This window comes from Solirubrobacter pauli (assembly GCF_003633755.1).
Taxonomy (GTDB): Bacteria; Actinomycetota; Thermoleophilia; order Solirubrobacterales; family Solirubrobacteraceae; genus Solirubrobacter; species Solirubrobacter pauli.
Window position 1 is genome coordinate 2,128,055 of sequence record NZ_RBIL01000002.1, and the last position, 19,377, is coordinate 2,147,431.

Below are 19,377 nucleotides of genomic sequence, written 5' to 3' on the forward strand. Positions count from 1 at the left end.
TCTTCGTTCGAACCGATGAAGCTGATCATCCAGATCCCTTGCCTCAACGAAGAGGAGACGCTGCCCGGAACCCTCGCTGATCTGCCGCGTGCGGTGGACGGGTTCGACAGCGTCGAATGGCTCGTCATCGACGACGGGTCGACCGACCGCACCGTGGAGGTCGCACGTGCGAACGGCGTCGACCACATCGTCAAGCTGACGAACAACAAGGGCCTCGCGAACGGCTTCCAGGCGGGCCTGGACGCCTGCCTGAAGCTCGGCGCGGACGTCGTCGTCAACACGGACGCCGACAACCAGTACGACGCCTCGTTCATCCCCGCGCTCGTCAAGCCGATCGTGGACGGCAACGCCGACATGGTCGTCGGCGACCGCCAGGTGATGACGATCGAGCACTTCTCGCCGCTGAAGAAGTCGCTGCAGCGGCTCGGCTCGTGGGTCGTGCGCCAAGCGTCGGAGACGACGGTGCCCGACACCACGTCGGGCTTCCGCGCCTACAACCGCGAGGCCGCGCTCCAGCTGCAGGTCGTCTCCAAGTACACGTACACGCTGGAGACGATCATCCAGGCGGGCAAGATGACCGTCGCGGTCGACCACGTCCCGATCGGCACGAACGAGAAGACGCGCGAGTCGCGCCTGTTCAAGTCGATGTGGCAGTACGTGCGCCGCAACACGGTGTCGATCTTCCGGATCTACTCGATGTACGAGCCGCTGAAGGTCTTCATGACGCTCGCCGCGGTCCTCGGCCTCGTCGCCGCCGCGGTATGGACGCGCTTCCTCGTGTCCTACATCCAGGGCGAAGGCGCCGGCCACGTCCAGTCGCTGATCCTGGGCGCCGTGCTCTTCAACGCCGCGGTCGTGCTGGCCGCGCTGGGCATCATCGGCGACCTCCTGAGCGGCCAGCGGATCATGCTGCAGCGCACCTTCGAGCGCGTCCGGCGCCTCGAGCTGCAGGCCAACGTGCCGCCGTCGCACTACGAGCCGGGCGGCACCGGGCCGACGGGCCAGCCGCCGACGACCGGCGCGAACGCAGGCAAGACCGAAGAGCGAGAGGCCATCAAGCTGTGAGCACCGTCACACGTGACGCCGAGGGCACTGTCACCGGCAACACCTACGACAAGTACGGGTCCACGAACCCGGTCGTCAAGAAGCTCATGGCCGGCTTCGAGCGCACGCTGGACGAGCTGTGGGCGAAGGCCTCGCCGCGCAGCGTGCTGGACGTCGGCTGCGGCGAGGGCGTGCTGACGCACAAGTGGGCGCAGCGTCTGCGCGACGGCCGCATCGTCGGCATCGACCTCGAGGACCCCACGATCCAGGCGGAGTGGGCCAAGCGCCAGGCGCCGAACCTCGAGTACAAGATCATGAAGGCCGAGACGTTCCCGTTCGCGGACGGCGAGTTCGAGCTCGCGTCGGCGATCGAGGTGCTCGAGCACGTGCCGGACCCCGCGCACACGATCGCCGAGATGGCCCGCGTCGCCAAGGGCGGCCACCTGCTCGTGTCGGTCCCGCGCGAGCCGATCTGGCGCGGCGTGAACATGGCCCGTGGCGCTTACATCAAGGACCTCGGCAACACGCCCGGGCACCTGAACCACTGGTCGCGCAAGGCGTTCGTCGAGCAGCTCTCGGCGGTCGGCACGGTCACGGAGACGCGTTCGCCGTTCCCGTGGACGATGCTGCTCGTCCGCGTGTGAGCACGGCGTCCAAGGAGCGCTCCGGCTACGGCGCCGGAGCCAAGCTCCTCGCGATCGGGATCGCGAGCACCGGCCTCGTCACCTTCGCGTACTTCAGCGTCGCCTCGTACGCGCTGAACGATGTCGACTACAAGGCGATCTCGCTGCTGTGGTCGGTGCTGTTCGTGATCGTCTCGGTCATCTACCGGCCGATCGAGCAGCTGCTGTCGCGCACGATCGCCGACCGCCGCGCCCGCGGGTTCGAGACCGGGCACCCGCTGCGCACGCCGATGACGATCCAGGCGGCGTTCGCGCTCACGTTCCTGGTCGTGGCGCTGATCTTCAAGGACCCGATCGAGAACGACCTGTTCGACGGATCCAGCGCCCTGTACTGGGTGCTGGTGATCGCGGTGCTGGCCTACGCGGCGAGCTACTTCGCGCGGGGCTGGCTGGCCGGGCACCAGTGGTTCGCGTTCTACGGCGGGCTCGTCTTCATCGAGGCCAACGCGCGGCTGCTGTTCGCGGTCGCCGTGGTGATCGGGATCGCCGAAGGCCAGTCCGTGGTGGCGATGGGCATGGCCGCCGCGCCGTTCGTCTCGCTCGTGGTGGTCCCGCTGGCGTTCTCCCGGCGTCCGAAGGCGACGGCGTCCAAGACGGAGACCGACGAGGAGGCACTCGGCCTCGCCCGGGGCGGTCGCTTCGCGATCGCCGTGCTGGTGATCATGGCCTCCGAGCAGACGCTGCTCAACGCGGGCGTGATCACGGCCGACCTGACCGCGACGGACGCCGCCGTCGCGGGCTACGTCTTCAACGCGCTGATGATCACGCGCGCGCCGCTGCAGCTCTTCCAGGCGATCCAGGGCGCGTTGCTCCCCCACCTCGCCGGGCTCGAGGCGAAGGCGGGCCGCGCCGAGTTCGAGAAGGCGATCCGCCAGACGATCCTCGCCATCGCCGGGTTCGCGCTGGCCGTCGCGCTCGGCCTGCTGATCGTCGGCCCGTTCGCTATGGACCTGCTGTTCGAGGACGACAAGCACTTCGCGCGGCTCGGGCTCGTCGCGGTCGCCATCGGCATGGGCTTCCACCTCGCCGCCGGCACGCTCAACCAGGCCGCGCTCGCCCGCGACCACGCCGGCACGGCCGCCGCCGCCTGGCTCATCAGCGCCGCGGCCTTCGTGATCTGGATGCTCCTCGACGTGATCGACGACGAGCTCACGCGCGCCGAGGTCGGGTACCTCGGCGCGGCGAGCTTGCTCTGTGCCCTCCTCGGCGTCGTCTACCGACGACCGAGTGCGTCACCCCCGGCGGCCTGAGCCGCCGGGGCGGGCGAGTGATCGCCCGGCCTAAACATTGACCATGCCCGGCGTGACGCACTGCCTATGAGCCCGCTGCGCGCTGGGTTGTGACCGCGCGTGAAGTTTCTTCGCGCCGGAATCGTCTGGCCGAGCGGTGCACGACGGTTCTCCGTTGACACGGTGTCGGCTGGGCGACAGACTTGCCGCCTCTCAGCACTGTCTCATCGGGAGGGACGTTGTTACGTACACGTGCTTTGGCCGCCGCGACCCTGTCGGGGCTCGCGGTCTCGCTGACCGCCACCGGGTCCGCCGGAGCGGCGTCAGCTCCGCTTGACGTCTATGTCGGCGATCTGTCTCGGGCGCAGATCGCGCAGGTGGTCAAGCTCGGCGTCGACCGCCACGAGCTGAAGTTCTCCAAAGCCCGGGAGGGCGGCAAGGACAGCGCGCGCGTCGAGGTGATCCTCAGCGGGGCGCAGGCGGACAAGCTCCGGGCGGAGGGCGTGGAGCTGGAGGCCAAGGAGATCGACGGCAAGACCGTGGCCGAGCGGGCGACGCTCCAGGCGGCCGACGGCATGGAGGTCTTCAAGTCCTACGACGAGATCAAGGCCGACTTCGAGAAAGCCGCGAAGAAGTACTGGCCGATCGCCAAGCTCGTCAACCTCGGCAAGTCCGGGCGCGGCAAGGACATCGTCGGCATCAAGATCTCGCTCGGCGCGCCGCTCACGCGCGACGGCTCCAAGCCGGCGGTGCTCTACATCGGCGCGCAGCACGCGCGCGAGTGGATCACGCCGGAGATGAACCGGCGGCTCATGCACTACCTGCTCGAGAACTACACGCGGGACCGCAAGGTGCGCGAGCTGATCAACACGCGCGAGCTGTGGATCGTGCCGGTCGCCAACCCGGACGGCTACGACTACACGTTCCAGCCCGGCCAGCGCCTGTGGCGCAAGAACCTGCGCGACAACAACGGCAACGGCACGACCGAGCCGGGCGACGGCGTGGACCTCAACCGCAACTTCGCCTACAAGTGGGGCTACGACAACGAGGGCTCCTCGCCCGACCCCACGAGCGAGACGTTCCGAGGTCCCGCGCCGACGTCCGAGCCGGAGAACAAGGCGCTCGAGGGGCTCGTCCGGCGGATCACGCCCGAGTTCTTCGTCAACTACCACTCGGCCGCGCAGCTGCTGCTGTACGGCACGGGCTGGCAGGTCGCGACGCCGTCCCCGGACGACATCATCGGCGAGACGCTGGCCGGCGACGATGCGCATCCGGCCGTCCCGGGCTACGACCCGGACCTGTCCGCCGAGCTCTACACGACCAACGGCGACACCGACACGCACATGCAGGAGAACTACGGCGCGTTCGGCTTCACGCCCGAGATGGGCACGTGCGCGTCCGCGGCGAACGAGAACCCGGATGACGAGTGGGTCGCCGAGGACTGTGGCTCGGACTTCGAGTTCCCGGATGACGAGGCGCTCGTCGAGGCCGAGTTCCGGCGCAACATCCCGTTCGCGCTGTCGGTCGCGGAGTCGGCCGATGATCCGGCCGACCCCGAGTCCGTCGTCGGCCGTGAGGCGCCCGACTTCGTCCCGGACACCTTCGACGTCTCCTACGGCGACCCGCAGACCGTCGCCGTCGTGGCCAAGCGCGAGCTGAAGAAGCTGCGGCTCAACTACCGCATCAACAACGGCAAGACCAAGACCGTCAACGTCTCCGAGTGGCGCGGCGGTGAGCGCTACGGCGACGAGATGAAGCGCTACTACGCGGAGTTCCGCGGCGAGGTCAAGGGCGCGCGCGCCGGCGACCGCGTCAAGGTCTGGTTCTCCGGCGAGAAGAAGAGCAAGCGCTGGTACAAGGACGACGAGGTCGAGAGCACCCCGTTCACCTACACCGTCAAGTCGGACACGGGCGCCAAGGTGCTCGTGCTCGCCAACGAGGACTACACGGGCTACAACCCCGAGGAAGCGCCCTACAACGGCCAGCCGCGCTACCTGGCCGCCCACGTGAACGCGGCCCGCGCCGCCGGCTACAGCGTGGACGTGTGGGACGTCGACAAGCAGGGCGTGCCGCACGACCTCGCGGTGCTCAGCCACTACAAGGGCGTCCTCTGGTACGTCGGCGACAACCAGTACACCCAGGACGAGGAGGACTTCCTCATCGACACCGGCCCCGTCTGGTACGGGGAGCTGCCCTACATCGGGGTCGCCGAGCGCCAGCAGTACCTGACGCTCGCGGTGCGTGACTACCTCAACGCGGGCGGCAAGCTCCTGCACGCGGGTGAGTGGGCGCAGGACTACGGCATCTTCGAGGGCATCGCCGAAGGCCTGTACTACGGCCTCAACGGCGCGCCGGACGAGGAGTGCGTGATCACGACCGGCCTGTACGGCGTGTTCGACGACTGCCTGATCCTCGCCAACGACTTCCGCCAGTACTGGCTGGGCGCGTACTCGCGGATCAGCCTGCCCGGGCCGAACCTGTTCCGGGGGATCGCGAGCCCGATCGCCGGGTTCGAGGCGCCGCTGAGCGGCACGCCGACCAACCCGATCGACTCGGCCGGCGTGTTCCAGCCGACCAGCGACGTGCTGCCGGTGTCGCAGTTCCCGCAGTTCGCCAGCCAGGGTGCCGCGGAGTACGACTTCACCGGCGACCCGACCACCCCGCCCGAGGGTTCGAACTACGCGGCGGCCGTGCACCAGGACAACTCCTACATGCGGCTGACGAAGACGTTCGACCTGCGCACCGTGACGGCCGCCGACGCGCCGAAGCTCACCGCGCAGCTGTCCTACCTGACCGAGGACGGGTTCGACCACGTCATCGTCGAGGCGCGGACGGCCGGCGGCGACGACTGGACGACGCTGCCCGACCTCAACGGCGGCACGACCAACGACCCGTCCCAGCAGTGCGAGCAGGGCTACCTGCTCGACCTGCACCCGTTCCTCGAGCACTACCTCACGCTCGGCGCGACCGCGTGCACGAACACGGGCACGACCGGCCAGTGGAACGCGTTCACCGGCTCGAGCGGTGGTTGGCAGGACGTGGCCTTCGACCTGGCCGCGTACGCGGGCAAGCAGGTCGAGATCACGTTCTCCTACGTCGGCGACCCGTCCACGGGCCTCGTCGGCGCGTTCCTGGACGACACGGCGCTCGTCGTCGGCGCCCAGCGGACCCAGCTGGACGGCTTCGAGGGCGCCACGAGCACCTGGACCGTGCAGCCGCAGCCCGAGGGCTCGCCGGAGAACCCGGGCAACTGGGAGATCGGCCCGCAGACCGTGCAGTTCTACGCGGGCACCTCGACCCAGGACACGCTGCTCCTCGGCTTCGGCCTGGAGCAGATGACCAACGCGGCTGACCGCGCGGCGTTGATCCGCCGCGCGTTCAGCGGATTGGGCGTGCGCTAGAGCAACGCCTTCGCCAGGGCCTCGTAGTCACGGGTCGGTTGCGGCCCGTGACCGAGGACCTGGAGGCACACGTGGTCCGCGCCTGCCTCGAGGTGGGCGCGGACCGCCTCGGCGATCTGCTCCGCGCTGCCGTGCGGGATCACGGCGTCGATCAGGCGGTCCGACCCGCCGTCGGCGATGTCGCGCTCCGTGAAGCCGAACTTGAGCAGGTTGTTCGTGTAGTTCGAGAGCCCGAGGTAGAGCTTCGCGAACTCGCGGGCGTGCTTGCGGGCCGTCTCCGGGTCCTCCTCGAGCACGACGCCGACCTCCGGAGCGACGAGGACGCCCTCCCCCACGCGCTCGCGGGCGAACTTCGTGTGGTCGACGGTGATGAAGTACGGGTGCGTGCCGAGGCTGCGCTCGGCGGCGAGGTCGAGCATCTTGGGCCCGAGCGCGGCGGCCGCGAGCTGCTCCTTCGGGACGTCCAGGCCGTCGAAGAACTCGCGCATGGCCTTCAGCGGGCGGGTGTAGTCGCTCGTGGCCTCCGGATGGCCGACGCCGATGCCCAGGAGGAAGCGGTCCGGGAAGTCGGCGGCCAGCTGCCGCTGTGCTGCGGTGACGGCCTCGGGCTCGTGCTCCCAGATGTTCAGGATGCCGGTGGCGACCGTGATCGACGAGGAGGCCTCGAGGAACGGGCGCGCTTCTTCGACGCTGGGGCTGCCGCCGATCCAGAACGCGCCGTAGCCCAGCGCCTCGATCTGGTCTAGGTCGCTGGCGCCGTGGCGCTTGGAGCGCCAGACGCCGATTCTTCCGAGTTCCATAGGGGCATGGTCGCAGCGTCGGCCGCGGCCGCCTCCGGCCGGCGCTGCAGCGCCATGAACCAGCCCGCCACGCCGGACGCGATCAGCAACGGCATCAGCGGCACGTTGTACCGGGCCTGCGAGACCACGATGGTGTGGATGAGCGTGCTGAAGCCGATCGTGATCAGCGCCGCGCCGAGCAGCGCGTGCCGGCGGCGGATGAAGCCGACCAGCAGCCCGAGGCCGGACAGCAGGACGAGCACGACCTGCCAGATCCGCATCGGCGTGGAGATGTAGTGCACGCCGCCGCCGCGGTAGTAGAAGAACCACATCCGCTTGGCCTTGGACCACTGCATCTTCACGAACGCGACCGGCTCGTGGGTCGAGTAGTGGATGAGGTTCTTGCGCGCTTCCTTCTGCAGCGCCTGGTCGCGCGTGAGGTCGGGGTGGCGCTCCGCGAAGATCTCCAGCGCGTCGGCGGCCGGGATCTTGTACGTCTTCATGCCGCCGTACTCGGGGTGGCGCCGGCGCAGCTCGTCCTCGATGTGCGTCTTCATGCCCATCGTGGTGCCGCCGCCGGGCAGGTACGTGCCGACGAACAGGGCGGACGCGCTGCCCTTCGTCACCGGGATGAACCGGCCCTCCTCGGCGGAGGCGTAGATCGTCCACGGCAGCAGCACGACGCCGGCCGTGACCGCCATCAGCGCCCACGGCCAGAAGGTGGCGAGGATGTCCCGGCGGCGCACGAGCGCCCACCCGATCATGGCGCCGGCGATCAGGAACGGCACGGGCAGCAGGTCGGTGCGCGTGAGGATCGTGGCGCCGAACAGGGCGCCGGACGCCGCGAACAGCCACAGCGTCGCTTTTCGCTTGACCGCGAGCGCCAGCACCGTGAACGCGGCGATCAGCAGGAACGCGCCCAAGGGCTCGGACAGCTGGTCCCCGGTCGCGCCGATCAGCGGCGGGTAGGTCCCGACGACCAAGGCGGCCAGCAGCCCCGCCCACGGCCCGACGAGGATGAACGCGAGCGCGAACGCGAGCGCGGTCGTGCCCGTGGTGATCAGCGCCTGCTGCCAGTAGACCGCGGCGATGTCGTAGTCCTTGCGGTCCGCGTCCGAGCCGAACAGCTTGTAGCCGACCGCGAACACCACCGGCGCACCGGGCGGCCAGTGCAGCGGCTCCTTCATGTTCGTCCCGCGCCCGCCGTAGTGCTGGTTGTCGGCGATGTCGACCGCCAGCTTGCCGTAGGACCGCTCGTCCGCCGACTGGTAGTCGTTGCGCGGATTCGCCGCCATGCGCGCGTTGAGCCCGAAGGACAGCAACAGCACGCCGGCGAGCAGGATGAACGGGAGGCGACGGCGCACGGAAGGTGACGAGGCTAGCCGGTCGTGAACCTTAAACGTCCAGGACGTTTAAGTTCGGTCTTCGCGCTCGTCGGCGGCGGAGGCGGCGTCGTAGGCCAGTGCGCGGCGGGACCCGCGCATGCGGTCGAGCAGGCTGAGCGTGAGCGCGGCGAGGCCGAACCAGGTGCCGAGCACGAGCACAGGACGCAGCACTGACGCGTCGAAGTACGTCGTCCCGGTCAGGCCGCTCGCCAGCGCGTTGGGCGGCAGGTACGGACCGACCGTGCGGAACAGCCACGGCAGGTACTCCGCCGGCGCCTGCGCGCCCGAGGACGGGTTGCCAAGGATCAGGAAGGCCAGCATCGCCAGCGGGATGCCGACCTGCCCGACCGCGCGCGCCAGGGCGCCGACCGCGACCGAGATCGTCATCGCGGTCGCGCCGCACCACACCCAGGCGAGCCAGCAGCTGCCGGGCGGGAGGACGTCGAGGACGCTGACGACGATCGCGATCAGCAGGCCGAGGCCGACCGCGAACGCGCCGTACGCGAGCCACCGCTGCCACAGCGGATCGCCGAGCGCCAGCTGCGCCATCAGCACGCCGGCCACGAACCCGCCGAGCAGCGTCCCGAGCACGAGCTGCGGCATGGACAGCCCGTGCGGGTCGCCGTCCGCCAGCGGGACGACGTCGGTCACCGCCTGGCCGCGGACGAGCTCGCGGTTGACCGTCTGGCCGTTCGCGCCCGCGAAGTACAGGCGACCGTCCGCGCCGCGGGCCGCGAAGACCTCGCGCGAGCGGACCGCCTGCTCGGCGTCGTCGACCCGGACGGTCGTGTATCCCGGACCGGCCTCGAAGTTGCCGACGGGCACGCCGTGCGGCTCGGGGTCGTGCAACGCCCAGACGTTCGCCAGCGTGAACAGGACGCCGATGAACAGGCCGGCGAGGACCGGGATGGCGGGCCGAGGCACCCGCCATCCCTACCCGCCTCACTCCGTCGTCACCGCCCGCAGGACGTCGACCTTCGACGCGCGCCGCGCCGGCGGGATCGCCGCGACCACGCCCGCGAGCGCCGCGAGCACGAAGAACAGGAGCAACGTGCCGATCGGCAGCGTGAACACGAAGCCCTGCTCGGCCAGTGGACGCGAGATGATCAGCGCGAACACGACCCCGAGCACGATGCCGAGGATCGCGCCGATGCCGGCCGTGATCACCGACTCCGCGCGGACCATCCGGCGCACCTGGCGCCGGCTCATGCCGACCGCGCGCAGCATCCCGAGCTCCCGCAGGCGCTCGTGCACGGACAGCGCGAGCGTGTTGACGATGCCCAGCAACGCCACGATCACCGACAGCAGCAGCAGGCCGTAGACGAGCCCCAGCAGCTGGTTGATCTGCCCCGCGGCGTTGTCCTTGAACTCGTCGCGCGTGAGCGCCTCGGTCTGCGGGAAGCCCGACAGCGCCTTGTTGGCCGCCGTCGCGAGCTGATCGTCGTCGGCGTCCGCGCCGGCGGCGACCATCGCGTAGGCGATGTCCTTCGCGTTCCAGTCGCGCTCGAGGGCGCTGTTGGCGAGCAGGACGTCGGCGGTCAGGCCCGCCTGGCTCTCGAACGTGCCCGTGATCTCGTAGTCGACCTGCTTGCCGACCGGCGTCGTGAACTGCACCGTGCTGCCGACGGCGAGGTCGCGGCTCTTGGCCCAGTCGGCCTCGACGATCGTCTGCGCGTCGGTCAACGCGCTGATCCGGTCGGCGCTCCCGTCCGCCCACTTGAGCGTGATCACCGAGTTGAACTGCGCGGGGTCGATGCCGTTGACCGCGGTCGTGCCGCTGTCGCCCTTGGCCAGGCCGACCGCGAACCGCATCGACGCCACGTCGGTCACCCCGGGCACCTTGGCCACGGTGGACACGACGTCCGCCGGGATCGGGCTGAACCCGTCCTGGTTCTGGACGACGAGCGCGGCCTTGACCTGGTCGTCGATCGTCTTGGTGATCGACGCGTTCAGCCCGGCCGCGAACACGGCGACGAGCACCACGAGCGCGAGGCCGACCATCAGCGCGGCGGCGGTGACCGCCGTGCGCTGCGGTTGGCGGATCGCGTTCTCGCGCGCGAGGACCCCCGTCAGGCCCTGCAGGCGCACCATCGGCGCGCCGAGCACCCGGGCGAGCGGGCGCACCAGCAGCGGTGCCAGGAACGCGAAGGCGAACATCATCAGCACCGCACCCAGGCCGACCAGGGATGCGGCCGTGCCGCCCGAGTCGATCCCGCCGAACAGCCCGTAGAAGAGCACGAGCAGGCCGACGCCGGCGAGGATGCCGGAGCCGACGAGCCGGATCGTGCCCATGTGCTTGAGGCCAGGCGTGACCGCGTCGCGCATGGCCGTGACCGGCTCCACCCGTGTGGCGCGGAGGGCCGGCACGAAGCCCGAGATCATCGTCGCGACCATGCCGATGACGAGGCCGATGATCACGGTCGCGGGCGAGACGACGATGCCGGTGGACCCGAGGTCGATGCCGCCGGCGCGCAGCAGCGCGGCGAGCGCGGGCGCGACCACCAGGCCCGCCAGCACGCCGATGATCGACGCGACCAGGCCGACGGCGAACGTCTCGATCAGCACCGATCGCAGCACCTGGCCGCGGGAGGCGCCGAGCACGCGCAGCAGCGCGAACTCCTTCGTGCGCTGCGCGACCGTCACCGTGAACGTGTTGAAGATCAGGAACCCGCCGACGAGCAGCGCGACGCCGGCGAAGATCAGCAGCGCGATCCGCAGGAAGCCGAGCGCGTCCGACAGGTCCTGCGCCTGCTGCTCGGCCGCCTCCTTGCCCGTGCGGACGAGGAAGTCGCCGCCGAGCTTGGTCGCGATCGCCTGCTTGACCGTGTCCGGGTCTTCCCCACCGGTCGAGACCGAGATCGAGTCGTAGCCGTCGTGGCCGGTGGCCCGCTGCGCCTCGGGCAGCGTCATCACGACCATGCGCGAGCCGCCGAGGTTGTCGTTGCCGTCGAGCGTGGCGATGCCGGAGACCGTGTAGGTCTTCTTGGGCGCGCGCCCGGAGACGGTCGCCTTGTCACCGACCTTGAAGCCGTACTTCTTCGCCGTGCCGCGGTCGAGCGCGACCTCGTCGGCGGTCGCCGGCGCCTTGCCCTCCGGGTACTCGAGGGACTGGAAGACCTTCTCCTCCGACGCGGAGATGATCAGCGTCGGCGGCCCGTTGGAGGTGATGACCTCCCCCTCCTTGTCGAGCAGCGTGCCGTCGGAGGTGACGCTGCCCTCGGCGACCGCGACGCCCGGCACGGACTTGACCTCGTCGAGCGCCGAGGACGGCATCGTCGGCGGGACCGAGAAGTCCGACTTGACCGCCTGCTTGGCCTCGACCGCCACGTCGACGCCCTGCTGGGTGCGCTCGAACAGGTTCTTGAACGACTCGTCGATGGTGTCCGTGAACACCAGCGTGCCGACGACGAAGGCCACGCCGATGACGACGGCGAACCCCGTCAGCACCGAGCGCAGCTTGCGCGTGAGCAGGCCGCGCAGCGCGACCTTGGTCACGTCAGCCCACCGCCTTCATCAGGTCGAGCACGCCCTCGGCGTCGGTGCCTTCGCCATCGTGGACGACGACGCCGTCCCGCAGGATCACGATCCGGTCGGCGACCGCGGCGGCCGCGGCCTCGTGGGTGACCATGATCACGGTCTGGTCGAACTCGTCGACGGCCTGGCGGAGCAGGTTCAGCACTTCCTCGGACGACTGCGAGTCCAGGTTGCCGGTCGGCTCGTCGGCGAACAGCACGGCCGGGCGGTGCACGAGCGCGCGCGCCACGGCGACGCGCTGCTGCTGGCCGCCGGACAGCTCCGACGGGCGGTGCGAGAGCCGGTCGCGCAGGCCGACGGTGTCGACCAGCGTGTCGAACCACGCCTGGTCGACCTGGCGGCCGGCGAGCGTCAGCGGCAGCTTGATGTTCTCCTCGGCGGTGAGGACCGGCACGAGGTTGAAGGCCTGGAAGACGAAGCCGAGGCGGTCGCGGCGCAGCGCGGTCAGCCCGGAGTCGCCCAGCCCCGCCAGCTCCTGGCCGTCGACCACCACCGAGCCCGACGTGGGTTTGTCGAGCCCGGCGAGCAGGTGCATCAGGGTCGATTTACCGGACCCGGACGGGCCCATGATGGCGGTGAACTGCGCGGCAGGGAACGACAGCGTCACCCCAGCGAGCGCGTGCACGGCGGTCTCGCCTTCGCCGTAGGTGCGGCGCAGGTCCGCCGTCGAAACGATGTTCATACCGGCAGGATCGTGAACCAACCGCCCCGTGATCGTGCGGCTGGCTCGTTACCGGGGGTAGGGCTAGCTAGAGCGCAGGTACGCCAGGACCGCGAGCACGCGGCGGTGATCCTCGACCGTCGGCGTCAGGTCGAGCTTGGAGAAGATCGACGTCACGTGCTTCTCGACCGCGCGCTCGGTCACGACCAGCGCCTCGGCGATGGCCGCGTTGGACCGGCCCTCGGCCATCAGCCCGAGCACCTCGCGCTCGCGTGCCGTCAGGCCCTCGAGCGGGTCCTCGCGCCGGCGGCGGCCGAGCAGCAGGGCTACGACCTCCGGGTCCAGCGCGGAGCCGCCGCCGGCGACGCGGCGCACGGCGTCCGTGAACGTGTCCACGTCGGCGACGCGGTCCTTGAGCAGGTAGCCCGTGGACTCCGTCGACTCCGACAGCAGGTCGAGCGCGTAGGCCTCCTCGACGTACTGGCTGAGCACCAGCACGCCCGTGCCGGGGTGGTCCGCGCGGATCTTGCGCGCGGCGCGCAGGCCCTCGTCGGTGTGCGACGGCGGCATCCGCACGTCGATCACGGCCACGTCGGGCTTGTGGGCGCCGACCTTGCGGATCAGGTCCTCGCCGTCACCGGCCTGGCCCGCGACCTCGAAGCCGGAGTCCTCGAGCAAGCGCACGAGGCCCTCCCGCAGGAGCACGGAATCTTCGGCGACGACGACCTTCAAGGGAGTTTCTTCTGTGCTCATACGGGGATCTCAGCTCGGAGAGTAGTGCCCGACCCGGGTGGTGAGTCGAGCGCCAGTGAACCATCCAACGCCCCGACCCTATCGGCAAGCCCCTGCAATCCGGAACCTCGTCCCGGATCGGCACCGCCGACACCGTCGTCGCGCACTTCCACGCAAGCATGCCCGTTCGTGCGGCGGACGGCCACCGTCGCGTTGGACGCGTGCGCGTATTTCGCCACGTTCGTGAGCGCCTCGGCGATCACGAAGTAGGCGGCGGCCTCGACCGGCTCGGGCAGGCGCTCGCCCGGCACCTCGACGACCTTGACCGGCAGCGGGGACCGCACCGCGAGCGCTTCCACGGCGGCCTGCAGCCCACGGTCGGAGAGCACCGCGGGGTGGATGCCGCGGGCGAGCTCGCGCAGCTCTTCGAGCGCGCGGGTCAGCTCCTCCTGGGCGGCGCCGACCATCTGCGCGGCCGCTTCCGGGTTCTTGGCGATCTGGTTCTGGGCGATCCGGAGGCTGAGCGACAACGCCACGAGACGCTGCTGCGCGCCGTCGTGCAGGTTGCGCTCGAGCCGGCGGCGCTCCTGCAGGCCGGCCTCGACGATCCGCGCCCGTGAGCGGCGCAGCGCCGCCTCCAGGCGCTCACCGCGCATGGCGAGGCCCGCGGCGGCGGCGACGTGCCCGACCGCTTCGGGCTCGAGGCTCGCGTCGTGGATGATCGCGCCGACCAGCTCGCCGTTGAGCTCGACGGGCGTGTAGGCGTGGTTGGGCCGGTCGGCGCTGCGGCCGTCACGGCGCACCCAGCCCTCCTCCACCCAGTACAGGAGCTGCAGCGACGGGTCGCCGAGCGCGTCCGCGAGCAGACCACGCAGATCGCCGGTGGAGGCCTCGCCGAGGCGCTGAAGCAGCTCGCCGACCGCGTCGGCCTGGGCGATCTGGCCGCGCAGCAGCCCGCCGAGGAACGCGAACGGGACGGCGGCGAAGACGACCTGCCAGGCGACCGGCAGGATGCCCGGCACCTGGTCGCCGGAGACGGTCTGCGACGTCAGCGTCACCGCCACGAGCGCGATCAGCACGATGCCGGACCACAGCAGCGGCGCGAGGACGCGGCGCTGCGGGCCGCTCGCGGCGCGCCAGCGGGCGGTGAGGACCCAGATCACGGCGCCCGCGAGGACGACGGCGGCGATCGAGGTGAGGATGTCGCCGACCGTGCCGACCGTGGTGCTGTCGGTGATCTGAATGACGCTCTCGGGGCAGCGGTCGCACGTGACCTCGAGCCCGGACAACAGGATCGGCAGCGCGCCGAGGGCGCACAGCGCGTAGACGACGGTCGCGATCCGGCGGTCCCGCCGGCTCAGCGTGCCGCCCGGGTAGGCGAGCAGGAGGTGCGCGAACGTCGCCAGGTAGAGGTTCGAGGCGAGGACGGCGAACGTGAAGATCACCGCGGAGTTCGCGGCCACGAACGCGTTCAGCAGCCAGGCGAAGCCCGTGGCCGCCATCAGCGCGCCCACCTTGTTGGCGGGCCGGCGGGACCAGGCGAACAGGCCGGTCGCGATCCAGGCGTAGCCGACGCCGACCATGAAGGCGATCGCGAAGGCGGTGTCGTCGACGTGGTCGGACCCGGCGATCACGGCGGCGGCCAGCAGCCCTACCAGGAGGGCGGCGAGCGCCAGCATCGCCAGCGCGCGGGTGAGGGCGTTCAAACGAGCAGCTCCTGGACGCGCTCACCCGACAGCTCGGCCTTCGGGACGAACCCGCGCGCGCCGGAGCGCGACACGAGAGGTCCGAAGTCCGAGGAGTCTCGGCTCGACACGAGGATCACCGCGGGAGAGTCCGGGTGGCCCGTGATGCGAGCCGCGACATCGAACCCGTCGATGTCGGGGAGCTGCACGTCCAGGAGAACGAGCTGAGGCTTGAGCCGCACGGTCTCTGAGACCGCGCTGGCGCCGTCCACGGCCTCGCCGATGACGTTGAACCCCTCCGATTCCAGGAGCACGCGTGCGCTCGCCCGGAAGGACGGATGGTCGTCGACGATTAGGACGGTGCAGTCCACAGGATCGATTCTCGTCACCCCGCGGACCCCTTCACATACGGCTGGCCGTACAACTCGTGAACGGCGTCTGTCTACCGGCCGACCGCGGCCGAGATCGATTTGACCGCTTCTTGGGGGTTCTGGGCCCCGAAGACGGCGGTTCCGGCGACGAACACGGTGGCTCCGGCCGCGGCGCAGCGGGCGGCGGTCTCCGCCCCGATGCCGCCGTCCACCTCGATCGGCTTGGTCTCGCCGACCAGCTCGCGGATGCGGCCCAGCTTGGCGATCGACGGCTCCAGGAAGGCCTGGCCGCCCCAGCCGGGGTTGACGGTCATGCAGAGGACCATGTCGGCCTCGACCGCGCTGATCGCCTCCACGGGCGTGCCCGGGTTGAGCGCGACGCCCGTCAGGCACCCCTCGGCCTTGATCGCCTGCAACGCGTAGTGCAGATGCGGCGTGGCCTCGACGTGGACGGTGATCGAGTCCGCCCCCGCCTTCGCGAACGCCTTCACGTGCTGCTCGGGGCGCTCGACCATCAGGTGCACGTCGATCTGGGCGTTGGCCTCGTGCACCTGGTCGGCGATCGCCTTGACGACGAGGTCGCCCATCGTGAGCGGCGGGACGAAGTGGCCGTCCATCACGTCGACGTGGATGACCCGCGCACCGGCGGCGAGCACGGCGTCGACCTGCTCGCCCAGACGGGCGAAGTCGGCGGCGAGGATGGATGGGGCGATTCCCTTGAGCATCAGATAGGCGCGAGCATCGAGGATTGACAGTGCCCGCACATATACAGGGCCGTGTTCGACATCCGCACGATCGTCGAGTGCTCGCCGCAGTTTGGGCACACGCTGCGAAGTTCGAACCGGTGCAGGCAGTTGACGCAGCGGTAGCGCCCGGGCAGGTTGGTCGCGCGCAGCCACGGCTCGTGGCAGGCGGGGCAGATCGCGCCCGTCTCGGTCTCGCTCAAGAGGCTCGCCTCAGCCGCGCGATGAAGAAACCGTCCGTCCGGTCTCTGTGCGGGAGCGTCTGCAGGTGCTGCGGCATGGTCGGATGCTTCCAGAGCGGGAGCTCAGTTCCTAGGTCATCGACGGTGAAGTCTGGATGACCGGCCAGGAAGGCGCTCACCACTTGCTCGTTCTCACCGGGCGAGATCGTGCACGTCGAGTACACGAGGGTACCGCCGGGCCTGAGTGCGTTCGCTCCGGCCTGCAGGATCTGCTGCTGCAAGCCGGCCAGCGCCTCCGGCCGGCCGGCCTTGCGCCAGCGGGCGTCCGGACGCGAGGCCAGCGTGCCGAGGTCACTGCAGGGCGGGTCGACGAGGACGCGGTCGAACGTGCCGTCGGCGGGCTCGGTCGCGTCGCGGTTCTGCACCTCGACGATGGTCGCCCCCATGCGCGCGGCCGTACGCGTGAGCGCGCCCGCGCGACCGACGTGCTTCTCGACGGCGACGACCTGGCCCTCATTGCGCATGAGGGCGGCCAGGTGGGTGGTCTTGCCGCCGGGCGCGGCGCACAGGTCGAGCACGCGCTCGCCGGGCTGCGGGTCCAGGAGGCGGCCGACGGCCATCGCGGCGCGAGACTGCGGCATCAGCAGGCCCTGCTCCCACTCCGGGGCCGAGAACGCGTCGAAGGGCTGGTCGAGGATCAGCGCGTCCTGCTCGACCCGGGCGTCGACCTGCAGCCGCTCCAGTAGCTCGACGGCCGTGGTCTTGAGCGTGTTCGCGCGCAGGACCGCTTCGGCGGACGTGTTGTCGGCGGCCATCAGGGCGCGGGCGTCCTCCGGGCCCAGGGCGTCGAACCACAGCTGCGCGATCCACTCCGGGTGCGAGTGGGCGAGCGCGGCGTGCTGAGGCGTGTCGTCCTTGAGCCTGGCGATCAGCGGACGGGCTTCGCGGCTTGCGCGGCGGAGCACGGCGTTGACCAGGCCGGCGCCGCGCGGCGCGTCCCGCTTGGCGAGCTCGACCGACTCCCCCACCGCCGCGTGCGCGGGGACGCGGTCCAGGAAGGTCAGCTGAAAGACACCAAGGCGAAGCGCGGCCAGCACCGGCTTGTCGAGCTTGGCCGGGACGCGGCCGGCGAGCTGCTCGATCACGTGGTCGAGCGTCGCGACCCGTTGCACGGTCCCGTAGCTGAGCTGCGTGGCGAGGCCGAGATCGCGCGCGTCCAGCCGCAGACGGCGGGCTTCGCCGTGCAGCGCGCGGTCGGCCCAGGCGCCGCCCTCGAACACGCGTCGAATGACGGCATAGGCCACGGCACGGGCGGGAATGACCCCCGCGATGGGGTCAGGACTCGATGGTTCGTCCATGTTGGTCCTGCGACTCTTTACGCGAGGCCTGGGTTCTGATTGGCTGAGCGCTGCGCACGGTTGCGCGACGTCGCCTCATACAGAGGTCCAATTTCCGGTCTGATCCTCAAGTTTGGAACTCGGCTGTTTCCAGCCCTTTTTCTCGATGCTCGTACGTTCGTCCAATTGCCCCGCCAGATTCTTAATTTCTTCCGATAGGGCTAATGGTCCGCGTACAACTTGCCGACACATCCCCGCAGAAGGGGATGAACAGCATGTCGGACACTGACACCAAGAACTTCACGCCGCGGCCTTCCGCGATGAGCGACCTGCGTCTCGCGGGCACGATCGCGACCGGTCTGGTCGCCGGGACGCTGGGTCTCGGCGCGCTCGCCGCGCCGCTCGTCGGCTGGAAGGACTGGCCGTCCGGGCTCGAGAAGGACGCCACGGCGCAGCCACTGACGATGGCTGCCGTGCCGAAGGAGAAGCGCCCGGACGCCGCCAACCGGTCGAAGACCGGCACGGGCCAGACCGGCAGCACCAACGGCGCGACCCCGCTCAACACGCTCAGCGTGGCGGGTGTGGGTGGCGGCGGCGCCGGCGGCACCGGCGGTGCAGGCCTCAACGTGCTGATCGCGGACAGCGGCGGCGCCACCGAGACGGGCTCGAGCGAGCGCTCGGCCGGTCCGCGCGGCTCTGACGCCCGCGCCGGCAACACGAGCACGTCCGAGACGGGCGAGGGCTCGGTCGATCCGACGCTGCGCGACAAGGGCTTCGCCACGCCGGACCTCGACGACGACGACGGCGACGGCCTCCAGAACGACAAGGAGCGCGCGGTCGGCAGCAACCCCGCCCAGGCGGACGCGAAGACGATCGTCGCCGAGAAGAACCTGACCGCGGACACGCTGGTCCGGATCGCCTCCGGCACGCCGGCCGCCGACACCAACGGCGACGGCAAGATCGACGGCGACGACGACTCCGACGGCGACGGCATCTCCAACGCGGTCGAAGAGGCCAACGGCAGCGACCCGCTGAACCAGGACTCCGACGGCGACGGCAACCCGGACTCGATGGACGACCGCAACGGCGACGGCTACCCGGACGGCCTGCCCGTTCCGAGCACCCCGCCGGCCGGCGACCCCGTCGACGCGGACCCGACCCCGGTCGACCCGCCCGTCGAGCAGACCCCGGTCGAGGACGACACGCCCGCGCCCGCCCCGGTCGACGAGCCGCCCGTCACGACGCCGGACCCCGGCACCGACGCCCCGGGCCAGCCCGAAGCCGAGACCCCGCCCGCCGAAGCGACCCCCGCGCCCGAGGCTCCCGCCCCGGCGCCGGCTCCGGAAGAGGCCCCCGAGACCGAGGCGCCGCCGGCCCCCGAGCCCGCGCCGCAGGTCCAGGAGCCCGCTCCGGCCCCGGCCGAGGCTCCGGCACCGGCTCCGGCCGCGGTCGCCGAGGCCCCTGCCCCGGCCCCGGCTCCGGTCGAGGCCCCGGCGCCTGCCCCGGCCCCGGCCGAGACCCCGGCGCCCGCCCAGGCCGAGCAGCCGGCGGTGGCGACCCCGGCCGAGGACCCGGCGGCGACGCCGGCCTGGTAACCGCCAAACGCATCGA

16 protein-coding genes are annotated in these 19,377 nt (G+C 70.7%); 5 read left to right on the forward strand and 11 right to left on the reverse strand.

Annotated elements, in window-relative coordinates:
• Nucleotides 1-15 precede the first annotated feature (15 nt).
• The 4 genes from C8N24_RS29595 to C8N24_RS29610 all read left to right on the forward strand — a co-directional run bounded on the left by C8N24_RS29595 (nucleotide 16) and on the right by C8N24_RS29610 (nucleotide 6,357).
• Nucleotides 16-1,065, forward strand: a complete 1,050-nt coding sequence (locus C8N24_RS29595) for a glycosyltransferase family 2 protein (RefSeq protein WP_121257052.1) — start codon at nucleotides 16-18, stop codon at nucleotides 1,063-1,065.
• The gene (locus C8N24_RS29600) at nucleotides 1,062-1,688 is read left to right on the forward strand and encodes a class I SAM-dependent methyltransferase (RefSeq protein WP_245972014.1); all 627 of its coding nucleotides are present in this window, start codon (nucleotides 1,062-1,064) and stop codon (nucleotides 1,686-1,688) included. Before C8N24_RS29595 ends, C8N24_RS29600 begins: the two co-directional genes overlap by 4 nt.
• A complete protein-coding gene (locus C8N24_RS29605; protein WP_121257054.1) occupies nucleotides 1,685-2,977 on the forward strand; it encodes a lipopolysaccharide biosynthesis protein in 1,293 nt (430 codons plus the stop codon). Before C8N24_RS29600 ends, C8N24_RS29605 begins: the two co-directional genes overlap by 4 nt.
• Before the next feature lie 218 nt (nucleotides 2,978-3,195).
• Nucleotides 3,196-6,357 (forward strand): M14 family metallopeptidase, encoded by a 3,162-nt coding sequence (locus C8N24_RS29610; protein ID WP_121257056.1) that lies wholly within the window; start codon nucleotides 3,196-3,198, stop codon nucleotides 6,355-6,357.
• On the opposite strand, the gene C8N24_RS29615 is transcribed toward C8N24_RS29610, so the two are convergent.
• The 11 genes from C8N24_RS29615 to rsmB form a co-directional block, all read right to left on the reverse strand.
• Nucleotides 6,354-7,157 carry an LLM class F420-dependent oxidoreductase gene (locus C8N24_RS29615; RefSeq protein WP_121257058.1) on the reverse strand — a complete coding sequence of 268 codons (804 nt, stop codon included), beginning with the start codon at nucleotides 7,155-7,157 and terminating at the stop codon, nucleotides 6,354-6,356. The genes C8N24_RS29610 and C8N24_RS29615 overlap by 4 nt on opposite strands.
• Nucleotides 7,100-8,500 carry an ArnT family glycosyltransferase gene (locus C8N24_RS29620; RefSeq protein WP_121257060.1) on the reverse strand — a complete coding sequence of 467 codons (1,401 nt, stop codon included), beginning with the start codon at nucleotides 8,498-8,500 and terminating at the stop codon, nucleotides 7,100-7,102. The genes C8N24_RS29615 and C8N24_RS29620 overlap by 58 nt, the downstream gene beginning before the upstream one ends.
• Before the next feature lie 48 nt (nucleotides 8,501-8,548).
• Nucleotides 8,549-9,445 (reverse strand): ABC-2 transporter permease, encoded by an 897-nt coding sequence (locus C8N24_RS29625; RefSeq protein WP_121257062.1) that lies wholly within the window; start codon nucleotides 9,443-9,445, stop codon nucleotides 8,549-8,551.
• Nucleotides 9,446-9,463: 18 nt separating this feature from the next.
• Nucleotides 9,464-12,016 carry an ABC transporter permease gene (locus C8N24_RS29630; protein ID WP_121257064.1) on the reverse strand — a complete coding sequence of 851 codons (2,553 nt, stop codon included), beginning with the start codon at nucleotides 12,014-12,016 and terminating at the stop codon, nucleotides 9,464-9,466.
• A 1-nt stretch (nucleotide 12,017) separates the two neighbouring features.
• Nucleotides 12,018-12,737, reverse strand: coding sequence for an ABC transporter ATP-binding protein (locus tag C8N24_RS29635; RefSeq protein ID WP_121257066.1), 720 nt, complete (start codon nucleotides 12,735-12,737; stop codon nucleotides 12,018-12,020).
• A 63-nt stretch (nucleotides 12,738-12,800) separates the two neighbouring features.
• Entirely contained in the window at nucleotides 12,801-13,469 is a 669-nt protein-coding gene (locus C8N24_RS29640) for a response regulator transcription factor (RefSeq protein ID WP_121257068.1), read from the reverse strand.
• Entirely contained in the window at nucleotides 13,466-15,154 is a 1,689-nt protein-coding gene (locus C8N24_RS29645) for a sensor histidine kinase (protein WP_121257070.1), read from the reverse strand. Before C8N24_RS29645 ends, C8N24_RS29640 begins: the two co-directional genes overlap by 4 nt.
• Nucleotides 15,151-15,504 (reverse strand): response regulator, encoded by a 354-nt coding sequence (locus tag C8N24_RS29650; protein ID WP_121257072.1) that lies wholly within the window; start codon nucleotides 15,502-15,504, stop codon nucleotides 15,151-15,153. Before C8N24_RS29650 ends, C8N24_RS29645 begins: the two co-directional genes overlap by 4 nt.
• A 71-nt stretch (nucleotides 15,505-15,575) precedes the next feature.
• Nucleotides 15,576-16,229, reverse strand: a complete 654-nt coding sequence (gene rpe / locus C8N24_RS29655; protein ID WP_121257074.1) for a ribulose-phosphate 3-epimerase — start codon at nucleotides 16,227-16,229, stop codon at nucleotides 15,576-15,578.
• Complete coding sequence (locus tag C8N24_RS29660; RefSeq protein ID WP_121257076.1) at nucleotides 16,229-16,450, reverse strand: YfgJ family double zinc ribbon protein; 222 nt, start codon at nucleotides 16,448-16,450, stop codon at nucleotides 16,229-16,231. Before C8N24_RS29660 ends, rpe begins: the two co-directional genes overlap by 1 nt.
• Nucleotides 16,447-17,733 (reverse strand): 16S rRNA (cytosine(967)-C(5))-methyltransferase RsmB, encoded by a 1,287-nt coding sequence (gene rsmB, locus C8N24_RS29665; RefSeq protein ID WP_170179510.1) that lies wholly within the window; start codon nucleotides 17,731-17,733, stop codon nucleotides 16,447-16,449. The genes C8N24_RS29660 and rsmB overlap by 4 nt, the downstream gene beginning before the upstream one ends.
• Before the next feature lie 308 nt (nucleotides 17,734-18,041).
• Here rsmB and C8N24_RS34850 point away from each other — a divergent pair, with 308 nt between their 5' ends.
• Nucleotides 18,042-19,361 (forward strand): hypothetical protein, encoded by a 1,320-nt coding sequence (locus C8N24_RS34850; RefSeq protein WP_211340179.1) that lies wholly within the window; start codon nucleotides 18,042-18,044, stop codon nucleotides 19,359-19,361.
• Nucleotides 19,362-19,377: the final 16 nt, after the last annotated feature.